Origin of the sequence: Paenibacillus sp. FSL P4-0176 (assembly GCF_037975265.1) — a bacterium.
GTDB lineage: Bacteria > Bacillota > Bacilli > Paenibacillales > Paenibacillaceae > Paenibacillus > Paenibacillus amylolyticus.
In genome coordinates, this window is sequence record NZ_CP150242.1 from 2,416,933 (window position 1) to 2,435,508 (window position 18,576).

Here is an 18,576-nt window from a genome sequence, read left to right on the forward strand (position 1 = left end):
TTCTTTATATTTTCCGGGAAATAAGCGTTATTAGTGGTTGCTTATCCCATGAGCAGGAATAGGGAGTGTGCCCGGCTCATCCTGTAATTTTTCTTGAAGCAAAGCATAGCGGAAACTGTGAACGAGCGCTTCCCAACTTGCTTCAATTACGTTCTCGGATACACCAACAGTGTTCCATGTGTTTTCCGTATTTTTGGATTCGATCAATACACGAACTTTGGCAGCTGTAGCATCCTTCTCATCCAGAACACGCACTTTGTAGTCCGACAGATGCATGTTGGCAAGTGAAGGGAAGTATTGCACCAGCGCTTTCCGAAGGGCGTTATCGAGTGCGTTAACCGGACCATTGCCCTCAGCAGCGGTATAAGCGCTTGTTCCAGCGATATTCACTTTGACAAAAGCTTCAGAAACAACGGATTTGCCTGCCGTTTTCTCCACAAGCATTTTGAATGATTCAAACGTGAACAATTCCTTCATGTCACCGTTCGCTTCACGAATTAACAATTCAAGCGAAGCATCTGCACCTTCGAACTGGTAACCCTGATGTTCCAGATCTTTGATCTTCTCAATAATCTGACGTGAATTGGCACTGCTTGGATCGAACTCAAGCCCCAGTTCCTGGGCTTTGGATACAATGTTACTTTGTCCGGCAAGTTCAGAGACCAGCACACGTTGTTTGTTACCAACCAGTTCAGGCACGATGTGTTCATAGGTACGTGAATCCCGCAGGATGGCAGAGACGTGAATCCCACCTTTGTGAGCAAAAGCAGCATTGCCGACATAAGGCTGATTAATCGGCATATTCACATTGGCAATCTCGCTAACATAACGAGCCACGTTTGTAAGTTGTCTCATGGAATCATCAGTAACACATTCATAGCCAAGTTTCAGTTGCAGGTTCGGGATAATGGATGCGAGATTGGCGTTACCGCAACGCTCTCCATAACCATTCATCGTTCCTTGCACCTGACGGGCTCCGGCTTGTACAGCGCTGAGTGTGTTGGCCACAGCCAGTTCACAATCATTATGTGTATGGATGCCGAGATGTGCATGAGGCAGGCTTCTATGCAGTGTGGATACGATCTCGTGCACCTCGTTTGGCATCGTCCCGCCGTTGGTATCACACATAACGAGCCAGTCCGCTCCAGCTTCGTGGGCCTTGGTCAAGACCGCTTGAGCATACTCCGGGTTATGTTTGAATCCGTCAAAGAAGTGTTCTGCATCAAAGATCACTTCCATTCCATTCTGTTTCAGATAGGCGATGGAATCATAGATCATGGACAAATTTTCTTCCAAAGTAGTCTGCAAAGCGGTATGCACATGGAAGTCCCATGATTTACCGACCAAGGTTGCAGCCTGAGCACCAGATTCGATCATGCGCTTCAGGTTGGCGTCTTCACTAGCAACACTGCCTTTTCGGCGGGTACTGCCAAAAGCAACAACCTTTGCGTTCAGGTTTAATTCCTTGACTCTTTTGAAAAACTCAATGTCCTTGGTATTGCTGCCGGGAATTCCGCCTTCAATATAATGGACACCCAGGTCATCAAGCTTCTTGGCAATTTTGAGTTTGTCGTCTGCCGATAAGCTGACACCCTCCCCTTGTGTGCCGTCACGTAAAGTCGTATCGAAGATGGAAATGGCCTTTGACATGAAGATCCTCCTTTGAGATAAAGCGCTCTTTTAAAAGTTTGGATTTTAAGTTAGGAAAAGCTGTTAAGTACGTTAGTGGTCGAATCCTTCGATTCGGCAACGCTACACTGTGTTAAACTCAATGCGCTGATTTGTCCTAAAGTCGTCAATTTGTATAATTAATTATTATAGCACCATTATAGCCAAATGCTACATAGAAATCGCAGTTTCATGTAACAATTAACGGATTTTAGAGAAAAAAGAAGGATGTTAATCATAATCCGGATGTATGTTATAATCTATTATTGAGTTTTAATTGGAATATATGGAAGAAAAGGAGGGTTAATTTTGACTTTTGTATGGGAAAATACGATTATTGCTCTGATCACTTTGATACTTTTTGTGAGTGTAGGCTGGTTAATTATTCGCTCTCTGATCAGATCTCGCAGAAAATAAATGCTCATGACTGAATTAACATAACGGGTTTGATATACTATAGAAGAAAGAAATTCGTTTCATTAATTAGTGTGCAAGAAAGGGCGGGGGTTCATGATGTCTTCAGGCGGCAATCCTCCAGCAAATGTGGATCAATATTACCCTGCAGCCGGACGGGTAATTCTGCATGTCGATATGAATGCTTTCTACTGCTCTGTACATGAAGCCGAGGAACCAGATTTATATAGAGGAAAAGCAACGGCCGTTGCGGGCAGCAGTGAACTGCGAAAGGGTGTAATTGTAACCTGCTCATATGCCGCTCGTAATCGAGGCATCTCAACAGGTATGGTTGTGCACCAAGCCATGAAAAAGTGCCCTGATCTCATTGTGATACGTCCTGATTTTCATTTATATCGTCAATATTCAAGAGCCTTCATGCAGATTGCGTATAGCTATACGCCTCAACTTGAGGCGACATCCATTGATGAATGTTATCTTGATATTACAGGTTCAAGGCTATTCGGGAATCCAATGGAGATTGCGGAGAGCATTCAGCGGAGAATCAAGGATGAATTGGGGCTGCCATGTTCCATAGGCATTGCGCCCAACAAATTACTGGCGAAAATGGCTTCGGATCTGAAAAAACCGAACGGTATCTCCATTTTACGCATGAGGGATGTACCCCGGATTCTTTGGCACAGACCATGCAACGAGATGTTTGGCATTGGCAAAAAAACGGCCGAAAAGTTGAAAAAACTGGGCATTGAAACGATTGGTCAATTGGCCAAGTCGGATGAGAACATGTTGACCGAACTATTTGGAGTTAATGGAGCATGGCTCAAAAATTCCGCAAATGGCATTAACCATTCCGCAGTTCACGCGGAACGTGAGGCCAATAAATCCATTGGGCATACAACCACTTTACCGGCGGATGTATCGGATATGAATGAGATTCATCGGGTGTTCCTCAATATAAGTGACCAGGTAGCCAGAAGGTTGCGTAAGCACGAAATGTTCAGCCAGGGTATTCAGATTACAATCCGGACACCGGATATGAAGACAATCACTCGATCACGTCTAATGGAAGTTCCTACGGAGGATGCAACGGTCATTTACCGTGAGGCCTGTAAACTATTTGAGAAGCATTGGGGTAGTGGCAAGCCTGTACGCATGCTGGGTGTGACACTTCAAAACCTGATTCCAAGAGAGGAATCCGCTGTACAGATGGACTTGTTCGAATATGAGCAGAAGCCCAAGAAGGACAATCTGATTCGGATTATGGATCAGTTACGTGATAAATTTGGTGAGAATGCTGTTGTGACCGCGGGCATGCTTGGAGACGATCCTTCCGTGCTGCTTCGTAATCATAAAGTGCGCGGTACTTCCCTGCAAAAAGATAACTTGCAAAGTCTTGATTAAATAAGGGATAATAGAGACTTGTGGTTGCAAAATGTTTGTAATTATCCTTACTTTGTATTAATATGTTTCTAGATAAAAACACTGTACGTTTTGAATTTTAGGAGGAGAGAATGTAAATGAGTAAATATACTTGGGTTGAAAAAGACACATGCATCGCATGTGGCGCTTGTGGAGCAACGGCTCCAGACATCTACGATTATGATGATGAAGGTTTGGCTGAAGTTATCTTTGACGGCGATGCTAACCATGGTGTCAAAGCTATTCCAGACGACTTGTTTGACGATATGCAGGATGCATGCGATGGCTGCCCTACAGATTCAATCAAAGTAGCGGACGAGCCTTTCAATAAAGAAGGCTAAGTATCTCTCACATGAACATAGAGCACTTTCTTTTGTCTTAACGACAAGGGAAGGTGCTTTTTTTGCATTCATTTAACTGTGATTATCTGACTATGGATCAAGGACGAACATTGTCGAACCCCCTTTTTTCCACCGGGTACTCAAGTCCTATGGATTCAACGCCTGGTTATGCCGATATATAATGATATACGGAAAAAGGCGAAATAGTGGAGGATCGGATGCAAAATACTCATCTAAGAACATATGTTAAGAAACATCCCGACAATAAAATGGCTTGGTACTTGCTCGGAAAGGAGTATTTGGGCGAAGGACAGGAGGCCAAAGCCAACTATTGTTTTCAGCAAGCGGGCGAGGTTTATGAGGCATTTGAACGCAGTAAAGCTCCTGCGGACATCTGGGTAGACTATCAGGATAAACTGGTGGAAATGTCTGAGCAAAAAGAGAAAAAACAACGTAGACGCAAAATGTGGCTTACATTGTTAATGCTGCTTGTGCTGGCAGGTCTGCCACCTGCGGACGCTCCGGGTTTCAGTCGTGAAGCAGCTGACGCACTGTCAGCAGCACTGGAATCCACAGATGACATCGAAGCGCCTGTAGAAGCGGATAAACAGGTTGGAACTGCATCCATTGCGCCAAGCAATGTGTTCACTGCTGCGGCATTTGGTGGAGGTAATCATGGCGAGACTGCGCTCGCAGCTGCCTGGTCCGGGTCTGGCCCAAAAGTAGAGACCTCTGCTGTACTGGGCATGCAAACCTCGGATGACTGGTCTTTATGGAAACGAAATATGCCTGTGAAATACATAGTACAAACCAATACAAGCGGGAAATTAACTGCACAGAGTTATGATGCCAAGCAATGTAACTGTGAACCTCCTGAAATTACACCGAAAATCAAAAAGATGGCCTTGGCGTGGACCGCCAAGCAGGAAGCAGCTGCATCATTATCAAGTGCAATCGTTGCCTATCGCAAAAAAAATGATGCTTGGCCCAAGAGTGTAACACAAATGGCTCAGCCATTTCCGAACAATATTCTGGGAGAGACTGCGTCAGGGATGAGCGAGATGTTTCCGAAGCTGCTAGCTTTGCATCAAGGAAAGGTACAGGAAGGAAAGAACGATTCGAGTGGTAAAGAGAATGGTTCAACGACTTCGAATTCGTCTCAAAGCAAAAATGCCGCTTTTGCAGATACGCTGGGAGGTCTGCCTTTTTTGCAGGAACCGCTGGAGATTGTCATTGATAAGGATAAACATAAACTTGCATTAATCAGTGGGGATACCATTATTCGTATGTATGATGTGGGACTTGGCGGTGATCGAACACCGGAGGGCTCATTTATCATTACAGATAAAGTGGTCAATCCGAATGGACGCTCGAACGGTGAGTTTGGAAGCAGAGGTATGCAACTCTCGAATACGAATTATGCCATCCACGGGACCAACGAGCCAGACAGTATCGGACTGGATGAGTCCCTTGGATGTGTGAGAATGCGTACAGGAGATGTAGAAGAGTTATTCGCTCTTGCTCCGCAAGGCACTCCGGTACGCATTGGAGAAGATGTACTGCCAGATCTGACGCTTGTTCCAGAAGCAAAGCAGCGTTATCAGCATACGCTTGTTCCAAAGCAGAATAATCCGAACAAAACGTATCACTGGCTGAATTGATCTGTTTGATATGTAGAATCAGATGGATTCAGCCTGAATCATCTACATGTTGGCAATAATGATAAGAGCACCAATGATGATGATCAGGCCGCCTACACTGGCTGCTGTCCATGCAATGGCTTTGCGATTCACTTCTTCTTTCTTTTGCTGTAATGCAGGTGGTTTACGTTTGGGAGCCATGAGTTATTCCTCCTTATTTGGAATAGAACTGGTGTAGAGTAACCATGCTCTCATTGTAAAGAATTCAACTCGTCATTTCCAGTGGGCGGGTGGATTTCTTGTGAGCATTTTGTATTATTCGATTTGTGCTGTCTATGCGCAAACTACTTTCCTTTTTAATAAGAAACAGATAAACTTGTGAGTAGAGTGTTTTTTTACATATGAAAAGACGGACAACGGCTTTTTGGCGTACCGGACCAGAACGGAGTGAGTGATTTGTTATACAGAAGTCTTGCTAAACCTTTGTTGTTCAAAATGGACCCTGAACAGGCCCATCATCTGATTATTGGCGGCCTTAGTGGCGTGGGTAGCATCCGTCCGGTTCCTTCCGGACTGCGTGTGATGTACGGCGTTCGTGAAACGTCTGATCTGGCTGTTGACATGTTTGGGTGTCATTTCCCTACACCTGTTGGTCTGGCTGCGGGTCTGGACAAAAACGGGCAGGCCGTAACGGGCTTTTCTTCCATAGGATTTGGATTCATGGAAGTGGGAACCGTGACACCACTTGCACAACCAGGTAACGATCAACCACGGCTGTTCCGTTTGCCTCCAGATGAGGCGTTGGTGAACCGAATGGGCTTCAACAATCTTGGCGCGGAAGCCATGGCAGGTGAATTGGCACGTCTACAGGATCGGCGTATTCCAGTGGCTGTTAACATCGGCAAGAATAAGGCAACTTCTAATGAGGAAGCTCACCTGGACTATTCGAAGTGCATTCAGGCACTATACAATTATGCTGATCTATTCGTGGTTAATATCAGTTCACCAAATACACCGGATTTGCGTAATCTGCAACATGGGAATGAATTGAAGGAACTGCTCGCTGCGGTTATGAACGAGATGAACGTGCAGCATGCACGAGCGGGCGGAGCGACCAAATCCGTTCTGGTGAAAATTGCACCGGATGTGAATGATCAGGAACTTGAATATATGGTTCGCACAATTGCAGACAGCGGTGTTGCTGGTATTATTGCAACGAACACAACCATCAGTCGTACAGGACTTTCCCACCAACATGCGAAGGAAACAGGCGGTCTGAGCGGTAAACCTCTACGTGACCGTTCAACGGAGATTATTCGCCAGATCTATCGCCAGACTGAGGGAAAACTTCCGATTATCGGTTCAGGTGGCATTTTCACAAGTGAGGATGCATACGAGAAAATTAAAGCCGGAGCAAGCTTGGTCGAAATATATACAGCATTGATCTATGAAGGACCTGAGGTGAATCGGCGCATTCATGCCGGACTGCGTGAGTTGCTGCGCAAGGACGGTTATCGTCATATCTCCGAAGCGGTTGGTGCGGAGCATCGTTAAGAAGGAATGTGAATCCCCGGAATGAAAATATAGAAGCATGGGAAGAGCGTAAAATGGTTCGGGACTCTTCCCCCCACCAAACATCATGTATAATGGAATAGAACAGGGGACGCTATAGAGACAGGAGGCATAAGCATGGACGGTAGAGACTGGGGTACATTTTTACTTCCTTATGAACAAGCGGTAGAGGAATTGAAAGTCAAGTTTAAGACAATGCGAGCGGAACTGAAGAAACGGGAAGAGTATGCCCCGATTGAATTCGTTACCGGTCGTGTCAAAAAAATATCCAGTATTCTGGAGAAATCCAGACGACTGAATGTGTCGCTTGATGACGTGGAAACAGGCATTGAGGATATTGCAGGTATCCGCATTATGTGCCAGTTCGTGGATGATATCCGTCGGGTTGCCGAGTATATTCGAGGTCGTAAGGATCTCACGGTACTCATTGAGAAAGATTACATTACGAATTTCAAAGAGAGCGGCTATCGTAGCTTCCATATGATTATTGAGTATCCCGTTCAGACGGCTCTGGGACAAAAGAAAGTTTTGGCCGAGATACAGATCCGGACACTTGCCATGAACTTCTGGGCTACCATTGAACATTCGCTGAGTTACAAGTTTCGGGAAGGGTTACCTGATGAGATGAGAACTAGGCTGAAAAAAACGGCTGAGGCCGCGTTTATACTGGACAACGAGATGTCTGCTATTCGTCTACAGATTTTGGAGGCGCAGAAGGCATTTGAGGATGATTCCAATATCGTGTCAAGAACATTGAATATCATTCATCAATTATACTTCTACCACCTTGTCAGTGAAGCAATTGAAGCACAGAAGCGATTTAACGATTACTGGGAACGGCATGATATGGAAGGGCTCAAAGACTTGCTGGATGACGTGAAGAAACTTCTGAACAACGCCAGAAAGGGCGAAAACCCGGATGAGCATCTATGAGCCACTGTACGTTGACTACTTAATCTACTTCAATCGGGATCAGGATTATTTCGAGTGTCATGAGGTGTTGGAAGAATTGTGGCTGGAACGTAACCGGGATTCTCTCTATAAAGGGTTGTTGCAAATTGCAGTTGGTTTATACCACTTCAGGAATGGCAATCTCCGCGGAGGAACGATGATGTTACAGAGCTCACTTGATCTTCTGGAACCTTATCCTGCTACGATTCTGGGCATTGACCTAGGGGCTTTGGTACGGGATGTACAGGAAATCGTGAAGCAACTGTCCCAATCAGATGTTCAGTCTGTAACTTACAGGAATTTGTCCATACGAATTGTTGATGAGGTCTTAGAACAAGAGATATCTAGAAGATCGCTTGAGCTAAAACCAAATATTCCGCAACGCCGGAGTCCTACCAGAGGGCGAATATACGAAGAGAAGATGAAGGCGATGGATCAGAGTAAAAGTTGAACCGTAATCACGCTAACATTCAAATGAGCATCCCATGGATATGAAGTTCCATGTATATGAAACACCCCGACGATTCCTGTAAAGGGAAAGATCGGGGTGTTTTTGAATGTTGCGTCATATTCAGATGATTGCAGGTGGCATAGCCTGTCCTTCAGCAGAACAGTTTCTGGTGATACAAGTGCCTGATTGTAGATACTTGTGGGAACGGATCTAGCAGTTAGCTTGCCGAAGGAGCGGCACTGCCTTTATATTTTTGGAAAAATTGTTTGTAATCATCCAGCGTGTAGCCCTGATCACTACCATTCTCTTGCAGTCCGCCAACCATACGGTCTTTCTCGACACCAGCCTCATAATAGACGAGTGTAGGTGTGAACTCGATATTGTAATCGGTCCATCCTGCTTCGAATTCACGCAGATTGAACTGTGGAAGCTCAATACCTTCACTGTCAACCAGTGGCATCAACTGAGGTGTTGTGGCACGGCAGTGCGAGCAATCGGAAGCAAAGAAATAAACAAAAAAGCTGTCTTTGTTATCGATTTTGGCTTTGAGATCAGTGGGTACAATAATTTGTTGATAGTTGGGATCACTAAGTAGCTCCCGTGTAGCTGGATTAAGCTTGGAAGCAGCGATGCCATAAGCATTTTCCACTGAATCCATCTGTTTCTTGGATTGCTGGTCTACGACAACCAGTGCTGCAATCATAATGATTAAAATACCCAGGAATATAAGGATCGCAGCACTTTTCTTTTTTTTCTTGGATTTCATTGGACATCCCCCATCGATCATATCGAAATATAGTTTGGGCAAAAATAAAGGTTGGGATAATATGCATAAACACCCGAATTTTTGCTCAGGAATCAATCTACTTGCCATTATACTACATTACACGCTGTAGTGGAATAGATACGATATGATAGGAAAGCAAAGCTTGGATATGATAAAATAAAACGATATTGCAATCTTACCAAGACAGGATGAGTGGGAATATGGGTGTAAAGTTACCTTTGATATTTGCTGAGCGAATGAAAAGTTTGCTGGGTGATGAGTTTGAACAATTTATGAAATCTTATGAACAGTCTCCTCATGCGGGACTGAGAGTGAATACGCTAAAAATATCGATGGAACAATTCGATGAGATTGCTCCGTTTGATCTAAGACCTATTCCATGGTGTGAGACAGGATTCTATGTACCTCATGGTGTTAAACCGGGGCTACACCCTTATTATCATGCAGGCCTGTATTATATACAGGAACCAAGTGCAATGGCTCCAGTTGAATTATTGCAGGTGGAGCCTGGAGATCGCGTGCTAGATCTATGTGCTGCTCCGGGAGGAAAAACGACACAGATTGCTGCAAAGCTGCAAGGCAAGGGTGTACTTGTGACGAACGATATCCATGCTGAACGCACCAAAGCGCTAGCCAAGAACGTGGAATTGTACGGGGTGCGTAACGCGGTTGTTTTGAATGAGTCGCCAGAGCGGATCGCAAATGCATTTCCTCATTATTTTGACAAAGTATTAATTGATGCGCCTTGCTCAGGTGAAGGCATGTTCCGCAAGGATGAAGACATGGTGAAATCGTGGGAACATCATTCGGTGGAAAAATGTGTGCTCATGCAGCGAGATATCTTGGAGACTGCGGCACGATTGTTAGCCCCGGGCGGAACTATCGTGTACTCGACATGTACCTTTGCGCCGGAGGAAAACGAAGCAATGATTGCGGAGTTTCTGAATGTAAACCATGATTTCGTTGTCAGGGACATTCCTGAAGAGACAGGGTTCGCTCCAGGACGTCCAGAATGGGTCCGTCAGATGATGCCGGAGAAGGCAGAAGAGACGGAAGCTGTGTTGGATCAAACGCTTGGTACCGCAAGATTGTGGCCTCACCTTTTGGAAGGAGAGGGACATTATGTCGCTGTATTGCAGCATCGTGTAGGGCAAAAAGTAGAAACAGATCAACCTGGAGTAGTTAAAGAAGGAGCAATGGAGTATGGACAGGTCGTGGATGTGTCCAGGATTGAAGTAGAGGGGAACAAGGATCACTCTATTGCTGCTTCTTCAATTGCTATAACCAAGGCTGATCGTAAAAAGGAACGTTTATTGCGAATCGAATCCCGAGAGTCCCATGACAGACAGGCTGGCGGCGGCAAGAATTCGGGTAAACAGGGCAAAAAAGGTAAAGATCACGGTGGACGTAAATCGGAACGGGGTCAGGGACGCGGAGCTGATTCGGCAAGTATTGATCCGGTTGCGATCTACAGTCAGTTTATGAAAGAACAATTGGAGATTGAGTTAACTGGAGAGACGGTATGTTATGGAGATCGTGTGTATCAATCATCGGTTGGTGCACCTCGGTTGGAGGGACTGAAAGTCATTCGTCCAGGTTGGTTTATGGGCACGATCAAGAATGGACGATTTGTTCCGTCCCACCCGCTTGCGTGTGCTTTGAATGCATCTGAAGCACGGCGAAGCGTAAATCTGTCATCCGCTGATGGCGAAGCCGTGAGATACCTCAAGGGTGAAACGTTAAATATTGAAGAAGAACGAGTGGTGCTCAAGGCGGATACGTTTGCCAAAGGGTATGTTCTTGTATGTGTAGATGGTTATGCCGCTGGCTGGGGAAAATGGCTGGATGGTGTACTGAAGAATGAATATCCGGCAGGGTGGAGGTGGACATCGGTATGAGTGGAAAAGGCAAACAAACGTTGCGTCTGGACAAAATATTAAGCCATATGGGTGTGGGAACACGAAGTGAACTCAAAAAGATGGTGAAACAAGGCAGAATCCATGTGGACGGCAAAGCGGTGAAAGACAGTGGTGTACAGGTGAACCCTGAGGTCAACGTCATTGAAGCCGATGGGGAGCGGATTGTATATCGGGAGATGATCTATCTGATGTTGCATAAACCTCCGGGTGTTGTGTCTGCTACGGAGGACAACAGAGATAAGACGGTACTGGATCTGCTGCGGAAAGAGGATCGGGTCTTCAATCCGTTTCCTGTGGGACGACTGGATAAGGATACGGAGGGACTGCTCATTCTTACGAATGACGGTCCACTTGCCCATGATCTGTTATCTCCACGCAAGCATGTGCCCAAAACCTATGAAGCCCGTGTTCTGGGAAACGTGGATGAAGCGGATGTGCAACGTTTCGATGCGGGCATTCAATTGGATGACGGGTACGAGACGCTGCCGGCCGAACTGACTATACTTGGTCAGGAAGAAACGGAAGAAGGCACGATATCGTCGATCTCGCTTATTATTCACGAAGGGAAGTTTCACCAAGTGAAACGTATGTTTCAGGCGGTAGGAAAGCGTGTGATCTATCTGAAACGCGTAGCCATGGGTGAGCTGGAACTAGCTTCAGATCTTGCTATCGGAAGCTATCGTGAACTAACCGCAGATGAGTTGAGCCTTCTGCGGAAGTAAAAGCTCCCGCTCTTCACGAAGTGAAGCAGGGAGCCGGGCAGAGAGCGAAGCCCTGCCCGTAATGGTCCCGGTTAAGCTTGGGCGGGACCGCCGCTGACCAGCGGTGTGCCCGGCAACAAGCGTTCCTACAACAACCGTGACATAGCAAGACCCGACCTAACACCGGTGAGCAAGACGGGAGTCCAGAGGGCAGAGCCCTCTGGGGCCCTCCCTCGGAAGGGAGGGTTTGGGTGGGTGCGACTACTAACAGATGAGGATGAAGCTGAAATGACCTATAAATTAATTGCGCTTGATGTAGATGGAACACTGCTGACTGATCATCATGAACTTACGGAATGGACTCAGGAGACCTTGATTCGTGCTTCCCGTCAGGGAGCAGAGATCGTTCTGTGTTCAGGCAGAGGTCCTGCGAACACAATTCCTTTTATGGAGCAGATGGGACTGGATGGATATGTGATTACACATAATGGTGCCGTAACGGCACAGGTGGATACACGTGAAGTGGTTCATCATTTTGCATTAGATGGACAAGGACTGGAACCGATCATCGATTACTGTCGGACTAATGGCGTGCATTTTGATATCAATACGGCATTTGGTCTGTATGTGGATCAACCGGAAGGTTTGGGGTTGCAGGTGCGTGAGATGTATTACAACTTTATGGCCGAGCCACTGAAGTTACCCAAGTGGGTTGACATGACAGAACCGCTGGCGAAGTTCACTGCATTTGGTCCGATTGAACAGATGGATGCAGTACTTCAGGAATGGTCTACTTGGAATCTGCCTTATTATATGACACGGAGTGGTGACTTTTTTATTGATCTGATGCATCCCGAAGCGTCCAAAGGCGCTGCACTTAAAAGGCTTGCCGAATCGAAAGGAATCATGCCTTCGGAGATTATGGCGATTGGTAACTACTTCAATGATATTACGATGCTGACTTTTGCGGGAAAAGGCATTGCCATGGATAACTCACCGGATGAGGTGAAAGCTGCTGCGGACGAGGTTACACTCTCCAATAACGAGCAGGGTGTGGCACACGCAATCCAAAAATATGTGTTATCCGTCTAACCCTACATCCTATACTTAAAATGCACACTTTCCTCATAATCTACCGTCCTCGGGGCATCCTAAGAGAATAACGTTAGGAATGGAGGAGGACACGTGATGAAATATGATGTGGAATTGGTTGCAGACCTGCGGACATCAGGTGGAGAAGTACAGGACGTGATGGTCAATGGTCAATATGCAGGCTCACTTTTCCTTGTGTACAGAGAAGGAGATCGTTTATCTGGTAGTCTTCAGATCGAGCAGGAGTCTCTGCCAGATGATACAGAGGAATTTATTGTGGAAAAAGTATATGCCTATGTCCGATCTCTTGCAGATGCGTTGGAAGCTGCGTATTATGAAGTGCTGGTTAGTTGTGGCTCATTACATACGGTTCTGCATATGCCTGAGTCAGAGACAGTGTGGACGTCTGAAGAGATGAATCATGACGAAGGCAGCTATGACGATATAGGTAGCAGTGGAAGTAAGGTAATCCCTGTTTCACAAGCCGAATCGTTTACATATGAAGATCGGGATCAGGTTCTGGAGATGGAAATGGTAAGCGCAGGACGCAGCATATCGACTTATATTTTCAATGATGTCGAAGGGCAGGAACTTGCAGAAGCTTCCTTAAAACAATATGGCGCTGATGTACAAGGTGAAATACACTGGTATGACGAGCCGGAAGAGAATCAATTGGAAGCTGCGGCAGAGTTACTGGTCAGAGAGCTGGATGAAGATATCATCGATACGATTACAATCCGCATGTGGCATCAGGGCAACGAACTCGAGACGCTAGAGTGGGTACATCGCGATTTCTCCGAGGAATTTGAGGATACCGATGAATCGGATCTGGATGAGTTGGAAGCTGCTGAAGAAACATGTTATGTCATGCTGAAGCGTAAGGATCGGGAGTTCCGGGTATATGAGTTGTTTCTTCAGGAGCGAGGTGGATTGCCTGTGGGAACAGCAACTATAGACACTTCTCATTCCGATCTGACGGGATACATTGAATACGAGGTTCCTGGTACCAGCATTCAGCGAAAGAGCCTGGTCGAAGTGTTGATGCAGGAGTTGGACAAGGAAATGGAGTTTGACACCTTGCACCTGACGATGTTGTATCGAAATCAGATTATTGATGAAGCCAGAATAGATGGGTAAAGGGCAACCGCCTTTTACCTTTTTTTGTTCTCGTTTTGACGAAAAATCCATTTCCCGGTATAGTACCATTAGTTTAAAAGAGATCAGGAAGCGGAGGAGAACAATGATGCACTCATTCAGGATCAGTAGCGAATATATTAACGATGGTTTTCAAGCGGTTCAGGCGAAGCTGGAAGATACGGAGGATGTGATGTCGCTGCTGGTGGAGACAGCCGAATGGTTACAGAGCCAAGGTTCTTCCCAATGGAACGCTTTGCTTAAAGGTGAAGATTCACATGATACGGCAGGGGCGATTCGCCGTGGGGATGTGTTTGTATTCAAAAAAGGGGCGGACGTAGCGGGGATGGTCATCCTTTTGGTTCAGCCAAGTCCTTGGGATATTCATCTTTGGGGTTCAAAAGCTCATGCCGAGGATGGCGCAATTTATCTGCATCGGTTAGCGATTCGAAGAAAATATGCTCAGAGCGGTTTAGGACGTTCCATTTTGCAATGGTCCAGCAGCGGGATACATTTTGAAGGCAAACATAATCTTCGGTTAGATTGCGGAGCGAGCAATGCTACGTTGAACGCCTTTTACGCGCGGAACGGGTATACTTTTTTGGGAGAGACCGATGGTTACAGTACATATGAGAAGCCCGTGGAGCCACTGAGCTGAGAATTCTGACTATCCTATGAATATGTTGACGACAACCGCAAGCGATGGGCTGCTGAATTAGAGCTTTTGCTTCTGAGGGGAACGTTTCATGAATATGTTGTATATACGAGTTATCGTAATATAGATGTTCCGGCTTCCCTATGTCATAATGGATAGTAGATTAGTACGTAAGTTAGAAAGGGGGAAACTAACGGTGAAATTGCTGCAGGCGCTTTTCTTTCCTCCGGAGCAGCCCGGAGGTGTATCCTCTATGATTCCGTATATGCAAGAGAGATTTACAACCCCGAGGTGGGAAATGGATCTGTTCTCGTTGCCAAAGCGAATTCGCAACAAGGGCAGAGAGGAAGTTCAGTTCGAAACGTTTGACTGGACGGAATATCAGGATAGTCCTGTTGTCCAAAAATATATTCAAACTTATCGTGATTATCTTTGGTGGACCAAACTGCGTATTCAGAAGCCCTATGATCTGATCCATGCCCACCACCCAATTGCAGGACTTGCGATGAGAACGGTTTTCCCGGATACACCCCTCATTCAGACGATACACTCCAGTTATGAACGAGAATTAATCCTTAATGGACGCATTGAAACGGATGGACCGGAGCATCGATTCCTGCTTGCGATATATGGTGAGCTGGAACACCAGGCAGAGCGCCTTTTGACGGTGTCGGATTCGTTCCGCCGTTATCTGGCTCCCTACGTGAAGGAACCTGATGTCATCGGTGTGATTCCCAATGGATTTGATGAGAAGCGCTTTAAGCCGATCCCTCATGATAATGCGATACCACAGCTGGTCACGGTATGTCGGCTTGTTCCGGCAAAAGGGTTGGATATTCTTTTCAAAGCTTGTGCGGAACTGAAGGGTCGAGGTCATGATTATGTGTTACATATTATTGGAGATGGACCGATTCGTCCTGATCTGGAAGAATTGGCGCAACGATTGGGGATCTATAATGAGACCATTTTCTATGGTTACACGCTGCACCCTGAGGAATTCATGCCATTCTTTGATATTTTTGTACTTCCTTCACGGGCAGAAGCATTTGGTTCCGTCTTCGCTGAAGCGGCGCTGAGTTGTCTTGCCCTTGTGGGTACGGATGTAGGTGGTATACCGGAACAGATCGAGAACGGTAGCAATGGGTTGCTTGTACCGGCAGAAGATCCTTCTGCATTGGCTGAAGCGCTTGAAAAGGTGATGCTGGACCCGGCTTATCGTTATGAACTTGCCCGTTCAGCGTGTGAAAAAGCCAAGACACATTACTCGCTCGGCAGATCAGTCAATGAGCTGAAAAAGATGTATCTACAGTTTCCTAGCCAAGCCTAAAACGTAGAGCAAAAAGTGCGAGCCGCTGTGATAAACAGCGGCCTTTTGTCATGTTTAAGGAAAGAGTACCCGCGGTGAATTGTGGTTAGAAGGCAAACGGATGCTCATATTCATGAAATACATGGACCGTGAGATTTATATATTGTTGCGTTTACGAAAGGTGCCCCAGCGGTTCAGTACCAATTTGGCAGCCCAGATTAATGCCATTGTTCCAAAGATGGGGTAAAGGATGGACAGCAGGGAACTGAATCCAAACTGGCTGAGTGAGTAACACAATAGCATAATGGTTAATGTAATGAAACGGGGATGGACACGTATATGTTGTCTCAGTTGCAAGGTCATTCCATAGATATCGGCTACAAAGGTAGTGAATATTTCCATGAAAATAAGGGATACATATACAGATTGCACTGCCCATCCAAGTTGAAAGGCAATGCTGCCCATCGGGATTTCGAATTGGATGATGCCGGGCATCTGAGCTGACATGGCAAAATGAGCTGCCATCAGCATGAAACCAACGCCAATTCCACCCAATACTCCACCCCACTTCAGCACATTCCGGCTACGAATCTGGTTACCTACAGGCACAAGAACAGCTTGAGCCAACACCAGATTGAATGAAGTATACAACAGTGGAGACAGCCACACTTGAATAGGGTTTGAGTCTGTCGTCAGTGTGATGAATCGGGAAGCACCTGGATGATGGATGGTACTTGTGATCATGAGCAGAGATAACAGGAGCATCATGGGCACAACGATGCTATTCATTTGTAGGATGGCTTGAATGCCCCGACCGAGAAGCAGATATGTCCCTACAAGTGTGACGATCAGACCTGTCTGATAATGCAAACCCAGATGTTCGACAAAAACGGAGCCTGCTCCGGCAAGCATGACACTGTTCACGCCAATGAGAATGAGAAGGGTCACCCAGGTGATCCATTTGCCCGCCTTATGGCCGAATAAATGTTTGTTCAGATCCTCATAAGAGCGGGACCCGGTATCGTGAGCGATCAGCATCATTTTGGTACCTAACCAGACAAAGAGCATGGTGGATAAGCCTATGGTGATGGTGGCCCATTTGCCATACTGGGTAAAAAACTGCAAAATTTCCTGCCCTGTAGCGAAGCCGGCTCCAACAACCGTTCCAATGTATGTAAATGCGATCTGCAGCACCCGAAATGCCTGTTTCATGTGTTTCCCCTCTCAGGCCCCTGTATAGTTTGGACATGCGGGTACCATGGTACAAGGTATGCTTGACCCACGAAAGTCATGACAATCGATAATGAGCTTTGGCTTGAAATGCGTCCCAAGGACAGCGTCAAGGCAATTTCGCTTGAACTTATAGATAGATATATGATACTTTTACCTCATAGGATAGGCTTGGGAGGTCAAATCATGGAATTATTGAAACAACGAATTTTACAAGAAGGTGTGGTTATCTCGGATCAAGTATTAAAGCTGGATGGTCTGTTGAACCACCAAATTGATCCTGCATTAACGATGGAGATGGGACGTGAGTTCGCTGCCCGTTTTCGTGAAAGTGGAGTAACTCGGGTAATCACGGTAGAATCCTCAGGGATTCCGGTTGCGTTTGCCGCAGCCTATGAACTGGGGGTGCCACTTGTATTCGCCCGTCGCAAAAAAACACTTCTGGCTGATCCTGATGCTTACTGTGAACGTGTACCGTCCTTTACCAAAGGAATTGTAACTGACATTATGGTATCCCGCGAGTTCATTCATGAGAATGACCGCATTTTGTTCATTGATGATATTATTGCCAATGGAGATGCCGCTCGTGGCGTCATCAAAATTATCGAGCGTTCCGGTGCGGAACTCGTCGGATTCGGCGTTGTGGTCGAGAAAAGTTTTCAGGCGGGGGCACGCACGATTCGTGAACAGGGTATTCCGGTGGAAGCCTTGGTACGCATTCGTTCCCTGAATGATGGTACGGTACAATTTGACGATAACGAAATGTGACATTTTAAAGGAATAGGGCCTATTTTTTGAACTATGCCTTTGCATGACCGCCGATTTCATTTATAATGGGGTTATGTTAGGGAGAGGAGGCAACACCATGGGGAACCAACCGGCAACAGAACAATTTTTTAATGATAAGCTGGCGGAATCGAAAGTTCATTTTGAACGTGCCCTGGATTGTAAACATACGGAATTCGATGACCTTTATCCCTATATGATTGAACATCCTCAATTTTTCTGGTACAAACGCTATGTTGCCTGGTCAGAATTACTGACGATTGTAGGCTTGTGCGAAGAGTTGTCCTTCTCTTGGAAAGAACAATTTACACCGCATCAAGTGGAGTACCTTGAAGAACGTGTGATGTCCGCCAAAGTGCTTGATTTTTGGTTCGAGAAGAACGACAGCAAAGAGCACGCGCAGCGGTAACTTTCAGTCGGGACATAATTTCGAATGACATGACAGTCCAATACAGTCACGTGAGACCTAAATGACTTTTCATTTAGGTCTCTTTTTGTAAATAAATTTGA

At 46.0% G+C, this 18,576-nt stretch carries 18 protein-coding genes; 14 read left to right on the forward strand and 4 right to left on the reverse strand.

Going from position 1 to position 18,576, the window contains the following annotated elements:
* Positions 1 to 30 precede the first annotated feature (30 nt).
* Positions 31 to 1,650 carry a citramalate synthase gene (cimA, locus tag MKY95_RS11255; protein WP_047842385.1) on the reverse strand — a complete coding sequence of 540 codons (1,620 nt, stop codon included), beginning with the start codon at positions 1,648 to 1,650 and terminating at the stop codon, positions 31 to 33.
* Between the two features lie 531 nt (positions 1,651 to 2,181).
* On the opposite strand from cimA, the gene MKY95_RS11260 reads away from it, so the two are divergent.
* From MKY95_RS11260 to MKY95_RS11270, 3 genes are all read left to right on the forward strand, one after another.
* Positions 2,182 to 3,483 carry a DNA polymerase IV gene (locus MKY95_RS11260; RefSeq protein WP_076318426.1) on the forward strand — a complete coding sequence of 434 codons (1,302 nt, stop codon included), beginning with the start codon at positions 2,182 to 2,184 and terminating at the stop codon, positions 3,481 to 3,483.
* Between the two features lie 116 nt (positions 3,484 to 3,599).
* The gene (locus MKY95_RS11265; RefSeq protein WP_017689369.1) at positions 3,600 to 3,842 is read left to right on the forward strand and encodes a ferredoxin; all 243 of its coding nucleotides are present in this window, start codon (positions 3,600 to 3,602) and stop codon (positions 3,840 to 3,842) included.
* Positions 3,843 to 4,060: 218 nt separating this feature from the next.
* Positions 4,061 to 5,503, forward strand: coding sequence for a L,D-transpeptidase (locus MKY95_RS11270; protein WP_076318427.1), 1,443 nt, complete (start codon positions 4,061 to 4,063; stop codon positions 5,501 to 5,503).
* A 42-nt stretch (positions 5,504 to 5,545) separates the two neighbouring features.
* On the opposite strand, the gene MKY95_RS11275 is transcribed toward MKY95_RS11270, so the two are convergent.
* Positions 5,546 to 5,683 (reverse strand): hypothetical protein, encoded by a 138-nt coding sequence (locus MKY95_RS11275; RefSeq protein WP_017689367.1) that lies wholly within the window; start codon positions 5,681 to 5,683, stop codon positions 5,546 to 5,548.
* 255 nt (positions 5,684 to 5,938) lie between these two features.
* On the opposite strand from MKY95_RS11275, the gene MKY95_RS11280 reads away from it, so the two are divergent.
* The 3 genes from MKY95_RS11280 to MKY95_RS11290 all read left to right on the forward strand — a co-directional run bounded on the left by MKY95_RS11280 (position 5,939) and on the right by MKY95_RS11290 (position 8,456).
* Complete coding sequence (locus tag MKY95_RS11280; protein ID WP_076318428.1) at positions 5,939 to 7,036, forward strand: quinone-dependent dihydroorotate dehydrogenase; 1,098 nt, start codon at positions 5,939 to 5,941, stop codon at positions 7,034 to 7,036.
* A gap of 135 nt (positions 7,037 to 7,171) precedes the next feature.
* Positions 7,172 to 7,987, forward strand: coding sequence for a GTP pyrophosphokinase family protein (locus MKY95_RS11285; RefSeq protein WP_036609636.1), 816 nt, complete (start codon positions 7,172 to 7,174; stop codon positions 7,985 to 7,987).
* Positions 7,974 to 8,456 (forward strand): DUF309 domain-containing protein, encoded by a 483-nt coding sequence (locus MKY95_RS11290; protein WP_076318429.1) that lies wholly within the window; start codon positions 7,974 to 7,976, stop codon positions 8,454 to 8,456. The genes MKY95_RS11285 and MKY95_RS11290 overlap by 14 nt, the downstream gene beginning before the upstream one ends.
* Positions 8,457 to 8,673: 217 nt before the next feature.
* Here MKY95_RS11290 and MKY95_RS11295 read toward each other — a convergent pair whose 3' ends face one another.
* The gene (locus MKY95_RS11295) at positions 8,674 to 9,222 is read right to left on the reverse strand and encodes a thioredoxin family protein (RefSeq protein WP_047842389.1); all 549 of its coding nucleotides are present in this window, start codon (positions 9,220 to 9,222) and stop codon (positions 8,674 to 8,676) included.
* 221 nt (positions 9,223 to 9,443) lie between these two features.
* Between MKY95_RS11295 and MKY95_RS11300 the strand changes: the two genes are divergently transcribed.
* From MKY95_RS11300 to MKY95_RS11325, 6 genes are all read left to right on the forward strand, one after another.
* Positions 9,444 to 11,141, forward strand: coding sequence for an RsmB/NOP family class I SAM-dependent RNA methyltransferase (locus tag MKY95_RS11300; RefSeq protein ID WP_076318430.1), 1,698 nt, complete (start codon positions 9,444 to 9,446; stop codon positions 11,139 to 11,141).
* Positions 11,138 to 11,884 carry a pseudouridine synthase gene (locus MKY95_RS11305; protein ID WP_076318431.1) on the forward strand — a complete coding sequence of 249 codons (747 nt, stop codon included), beginning with the start codon at positions 11,138 to 11,140 and terminating at the stop codon, positions 11,882 to 11,884. Before MKY95_RS11300 ends, MKY95_RS11305 begins: the two co-directional genes overlap by 4 nt.
* A gap of 267 nt (positions 11,885 to 12,151) precedes the next feature.
* Entirely contained in the window at positions 12,152 to 12,955 is an 804-nt protein-coding gene (locus MKY95_RS11310; protein WP_339199947.1) for a Cof-type HAD-IIB family hydrolase, read from the forward strand.
* A 96-nt stretch (positions 12,956 to 13,051) separates the two neighbouring features.
* Positions 13,052 to 14,092, forward strand: a complete 1,041-nt coding sequence (locus MKY95_RS11315) for a hypothetical protein (RefSeq protein ID WP_339198752.1) — start codon at positions 13,052 to 13,054, stop codon at positions 14,090 to 14,092.
* A gap of 106 nt (positions 14,093 to 14,198) precedes the next feature.
* Positions 14,199 to 14,747 carry a GNAT family N-acetyltransferase gene (locus tag MKY95_RS11320; protein WP_100529317.1) on the forward strand — a complete coding sequence of 183 codons (549 nt, stop codon included), beginning with the start codon at positions 14,199 to 14,201 and terminating at the stop codon, positions 14,745 to 14,747.
* Positions 14,748 to 14,940: 193 nt separating this feature from the next.
* A complete protein-coding gene (locus MKY95_RS11325) occupies positions 14,941 to 16,071 on the forward strand; it encodes a glycosyltransferase family 4 protein (RefSeq protein ID WP_100529318.1) in 1,131 nt (376 codons plus the stop codon).
* 135 nt (positions 16,072 to 16,206) lie between these two features.
* On the opposite strand, the gene MKY95_RS11330 is transcribed toward MKY95_RS11325, so the two are convergent.
* Positions 16,207 to 17,262, reverse strand: a complete 1,056-nt coding sequence (locus MKY95_RS11330; protein ID WP_036609619.1) for a membrane protein — start codon at positions 17,260 to 17,262, stop codon at positions 16,207 to 16,209.
* A 204-nt stretch (positions 17,263 to 17,466) separates the two neighbouring features.
* Here MKY95_RS11330 and MKY95_RS11335 point away from each other — a divergent pair, with 204 nt between their 5' ends.
* The gene (locus tag MKY95_RS11335) at positions 17,467 to 18,048 is read left to right on the forward strand and encodes a xanthine phosphoribosyltransferase (protein WP_036609617.1); all 582 of its coding nucleotides are present in this window, start codon (positions 17,467 to 17,469) and stop codon (positions 18,046 to 18,048) included.
* A 97-nt stretch (positions 18,049 to 18,145) separates the two neighbouring features.
* Positions 18,146 to 18,475: a hypothetical protein gene (locus MKY95_RS11340; protein WP_036609615.1), complete on the forward strand. Its 330-nt coding sequence runs from the start codon at positions 18,146 to 18,148 to the stop codon at positions 18,473 to 18,475.
* Positions 18,476 to 18,576: the final 101 nt, after the last annotated feature.

Excerpts from the sequence above, each read along its gene's own strand:
- MKY95_RS11270 (WP_076318427.1), top strand. The coding sequence starts at position 4,061 with ATGCAAAATACTCATCTAAGAACATATGTTAAGAAACATCCCGACAAT.
- cimA (WP_047842385.1), bottom strand. The coding sequence starts at position 1,650 with ATGTCAAAGGCCATTTCCATCTTCGATACGACTTTACGTGACGGCACA.
- MKY95_RS11335 (WP_036609617.1), top strand. The coding sequence starts at position 17,467 with ATGGAATTATTGAAACAACGAATTTTACAAGAAGGTGTGGTTATCTCG.
- MKY95_RS11265 (WP_017689369.1), top strand. The coding sequence starts at position 3,600 with ATGAGTAAATATACTTGGGTTGAAAAAGACACATGCATCGCATGTGGC.
- MKY95_RS11330 (WP_036609619.1), bottom strand. The coding sequence starts at position 17,262 with ATGAAACAGGCATTTCGGGTGCTGCAGATCGCATTTACATACATTGGA.
- MKY95_RS11305 (WP_076318431.1), top strand. The coding sequence starts at position 11,138 with ATGAGTGGAAAAGGCAAACAAACGTTGCGTCTGGACAAAATATTAAGC.
- MKY95_RS11260 (WP_076318426.1), top strand. The coding sequence starts at position 2,182 with ATGTCTTCAGGCGGCAATCCTCCAGCAAATGTGGATCAATATTACCCT.
- MKY95_RS11315 (WP_339198752.1), top strand. The coding sequence starts at position 13,052 with ATGAAATATGATGTGGAATTGGTTGCAGACCTGCGGACATCAGGTGGA.
- MKY95_RS11340 (WP_036609615.1), top strand. The coding sequence starts at position 18,146 with ATGGGGAACCAACCGGCAACAGAACAATTTTTTAATGATAAGCTGGCG.
- MKY95_RS11300 (WP_076318430.1), top strand. The coding sequence starts at position 9,444 with ATGGGTGTAAAGTTACCTTTGATATTTGCTGAGCGAATGAAAAGTTTG.
- MKY95_RS11320 (WP_100529317.1), top strand. The coding sequence starts at position 14,199 with ATGCACTCATTCAGGATCAGTAGCGAATATATTAACGATGGTTTTCAA.
- MKY95_RS11310 (WP_339199947.1), top strand. The coding sequence starts at position 12,152 with ATGACCTATAAATTAATTGCGCTTGATGTAGATGGAACACTGCTGACT.
- MKY95_RS11275 (WP_017689367.1), bottom strand. The coding sequence starts at position 5,683 with ATGGCTCCCAAACGTAAACCACCTGCATTACAGCAAAAGAAAGAAGAA.
- MKY95_RS11285 (WP_036609636.1), top strand. The coding sequence starts at position 7,172 with ATGGACGGTAGAGACTGGGGTACATTTTTACTTCCTTATGAACAAGCG.
- MKY95_RS11290 (WP_076318429.1), top strand. The coding sequence starts at position 7,974 with ATGAGCATCTATGAGCCACTGTACGTTGACTACTTAATCTACTTCAAT.
- MKY95_RS11295 (WP_047842389.1), bottom strand. The coding sequence starts at position 9,222 with ATGAAATCCAAGAAAAAAAAGAAAAGTGCTGCGATCCTTATATTCCTG.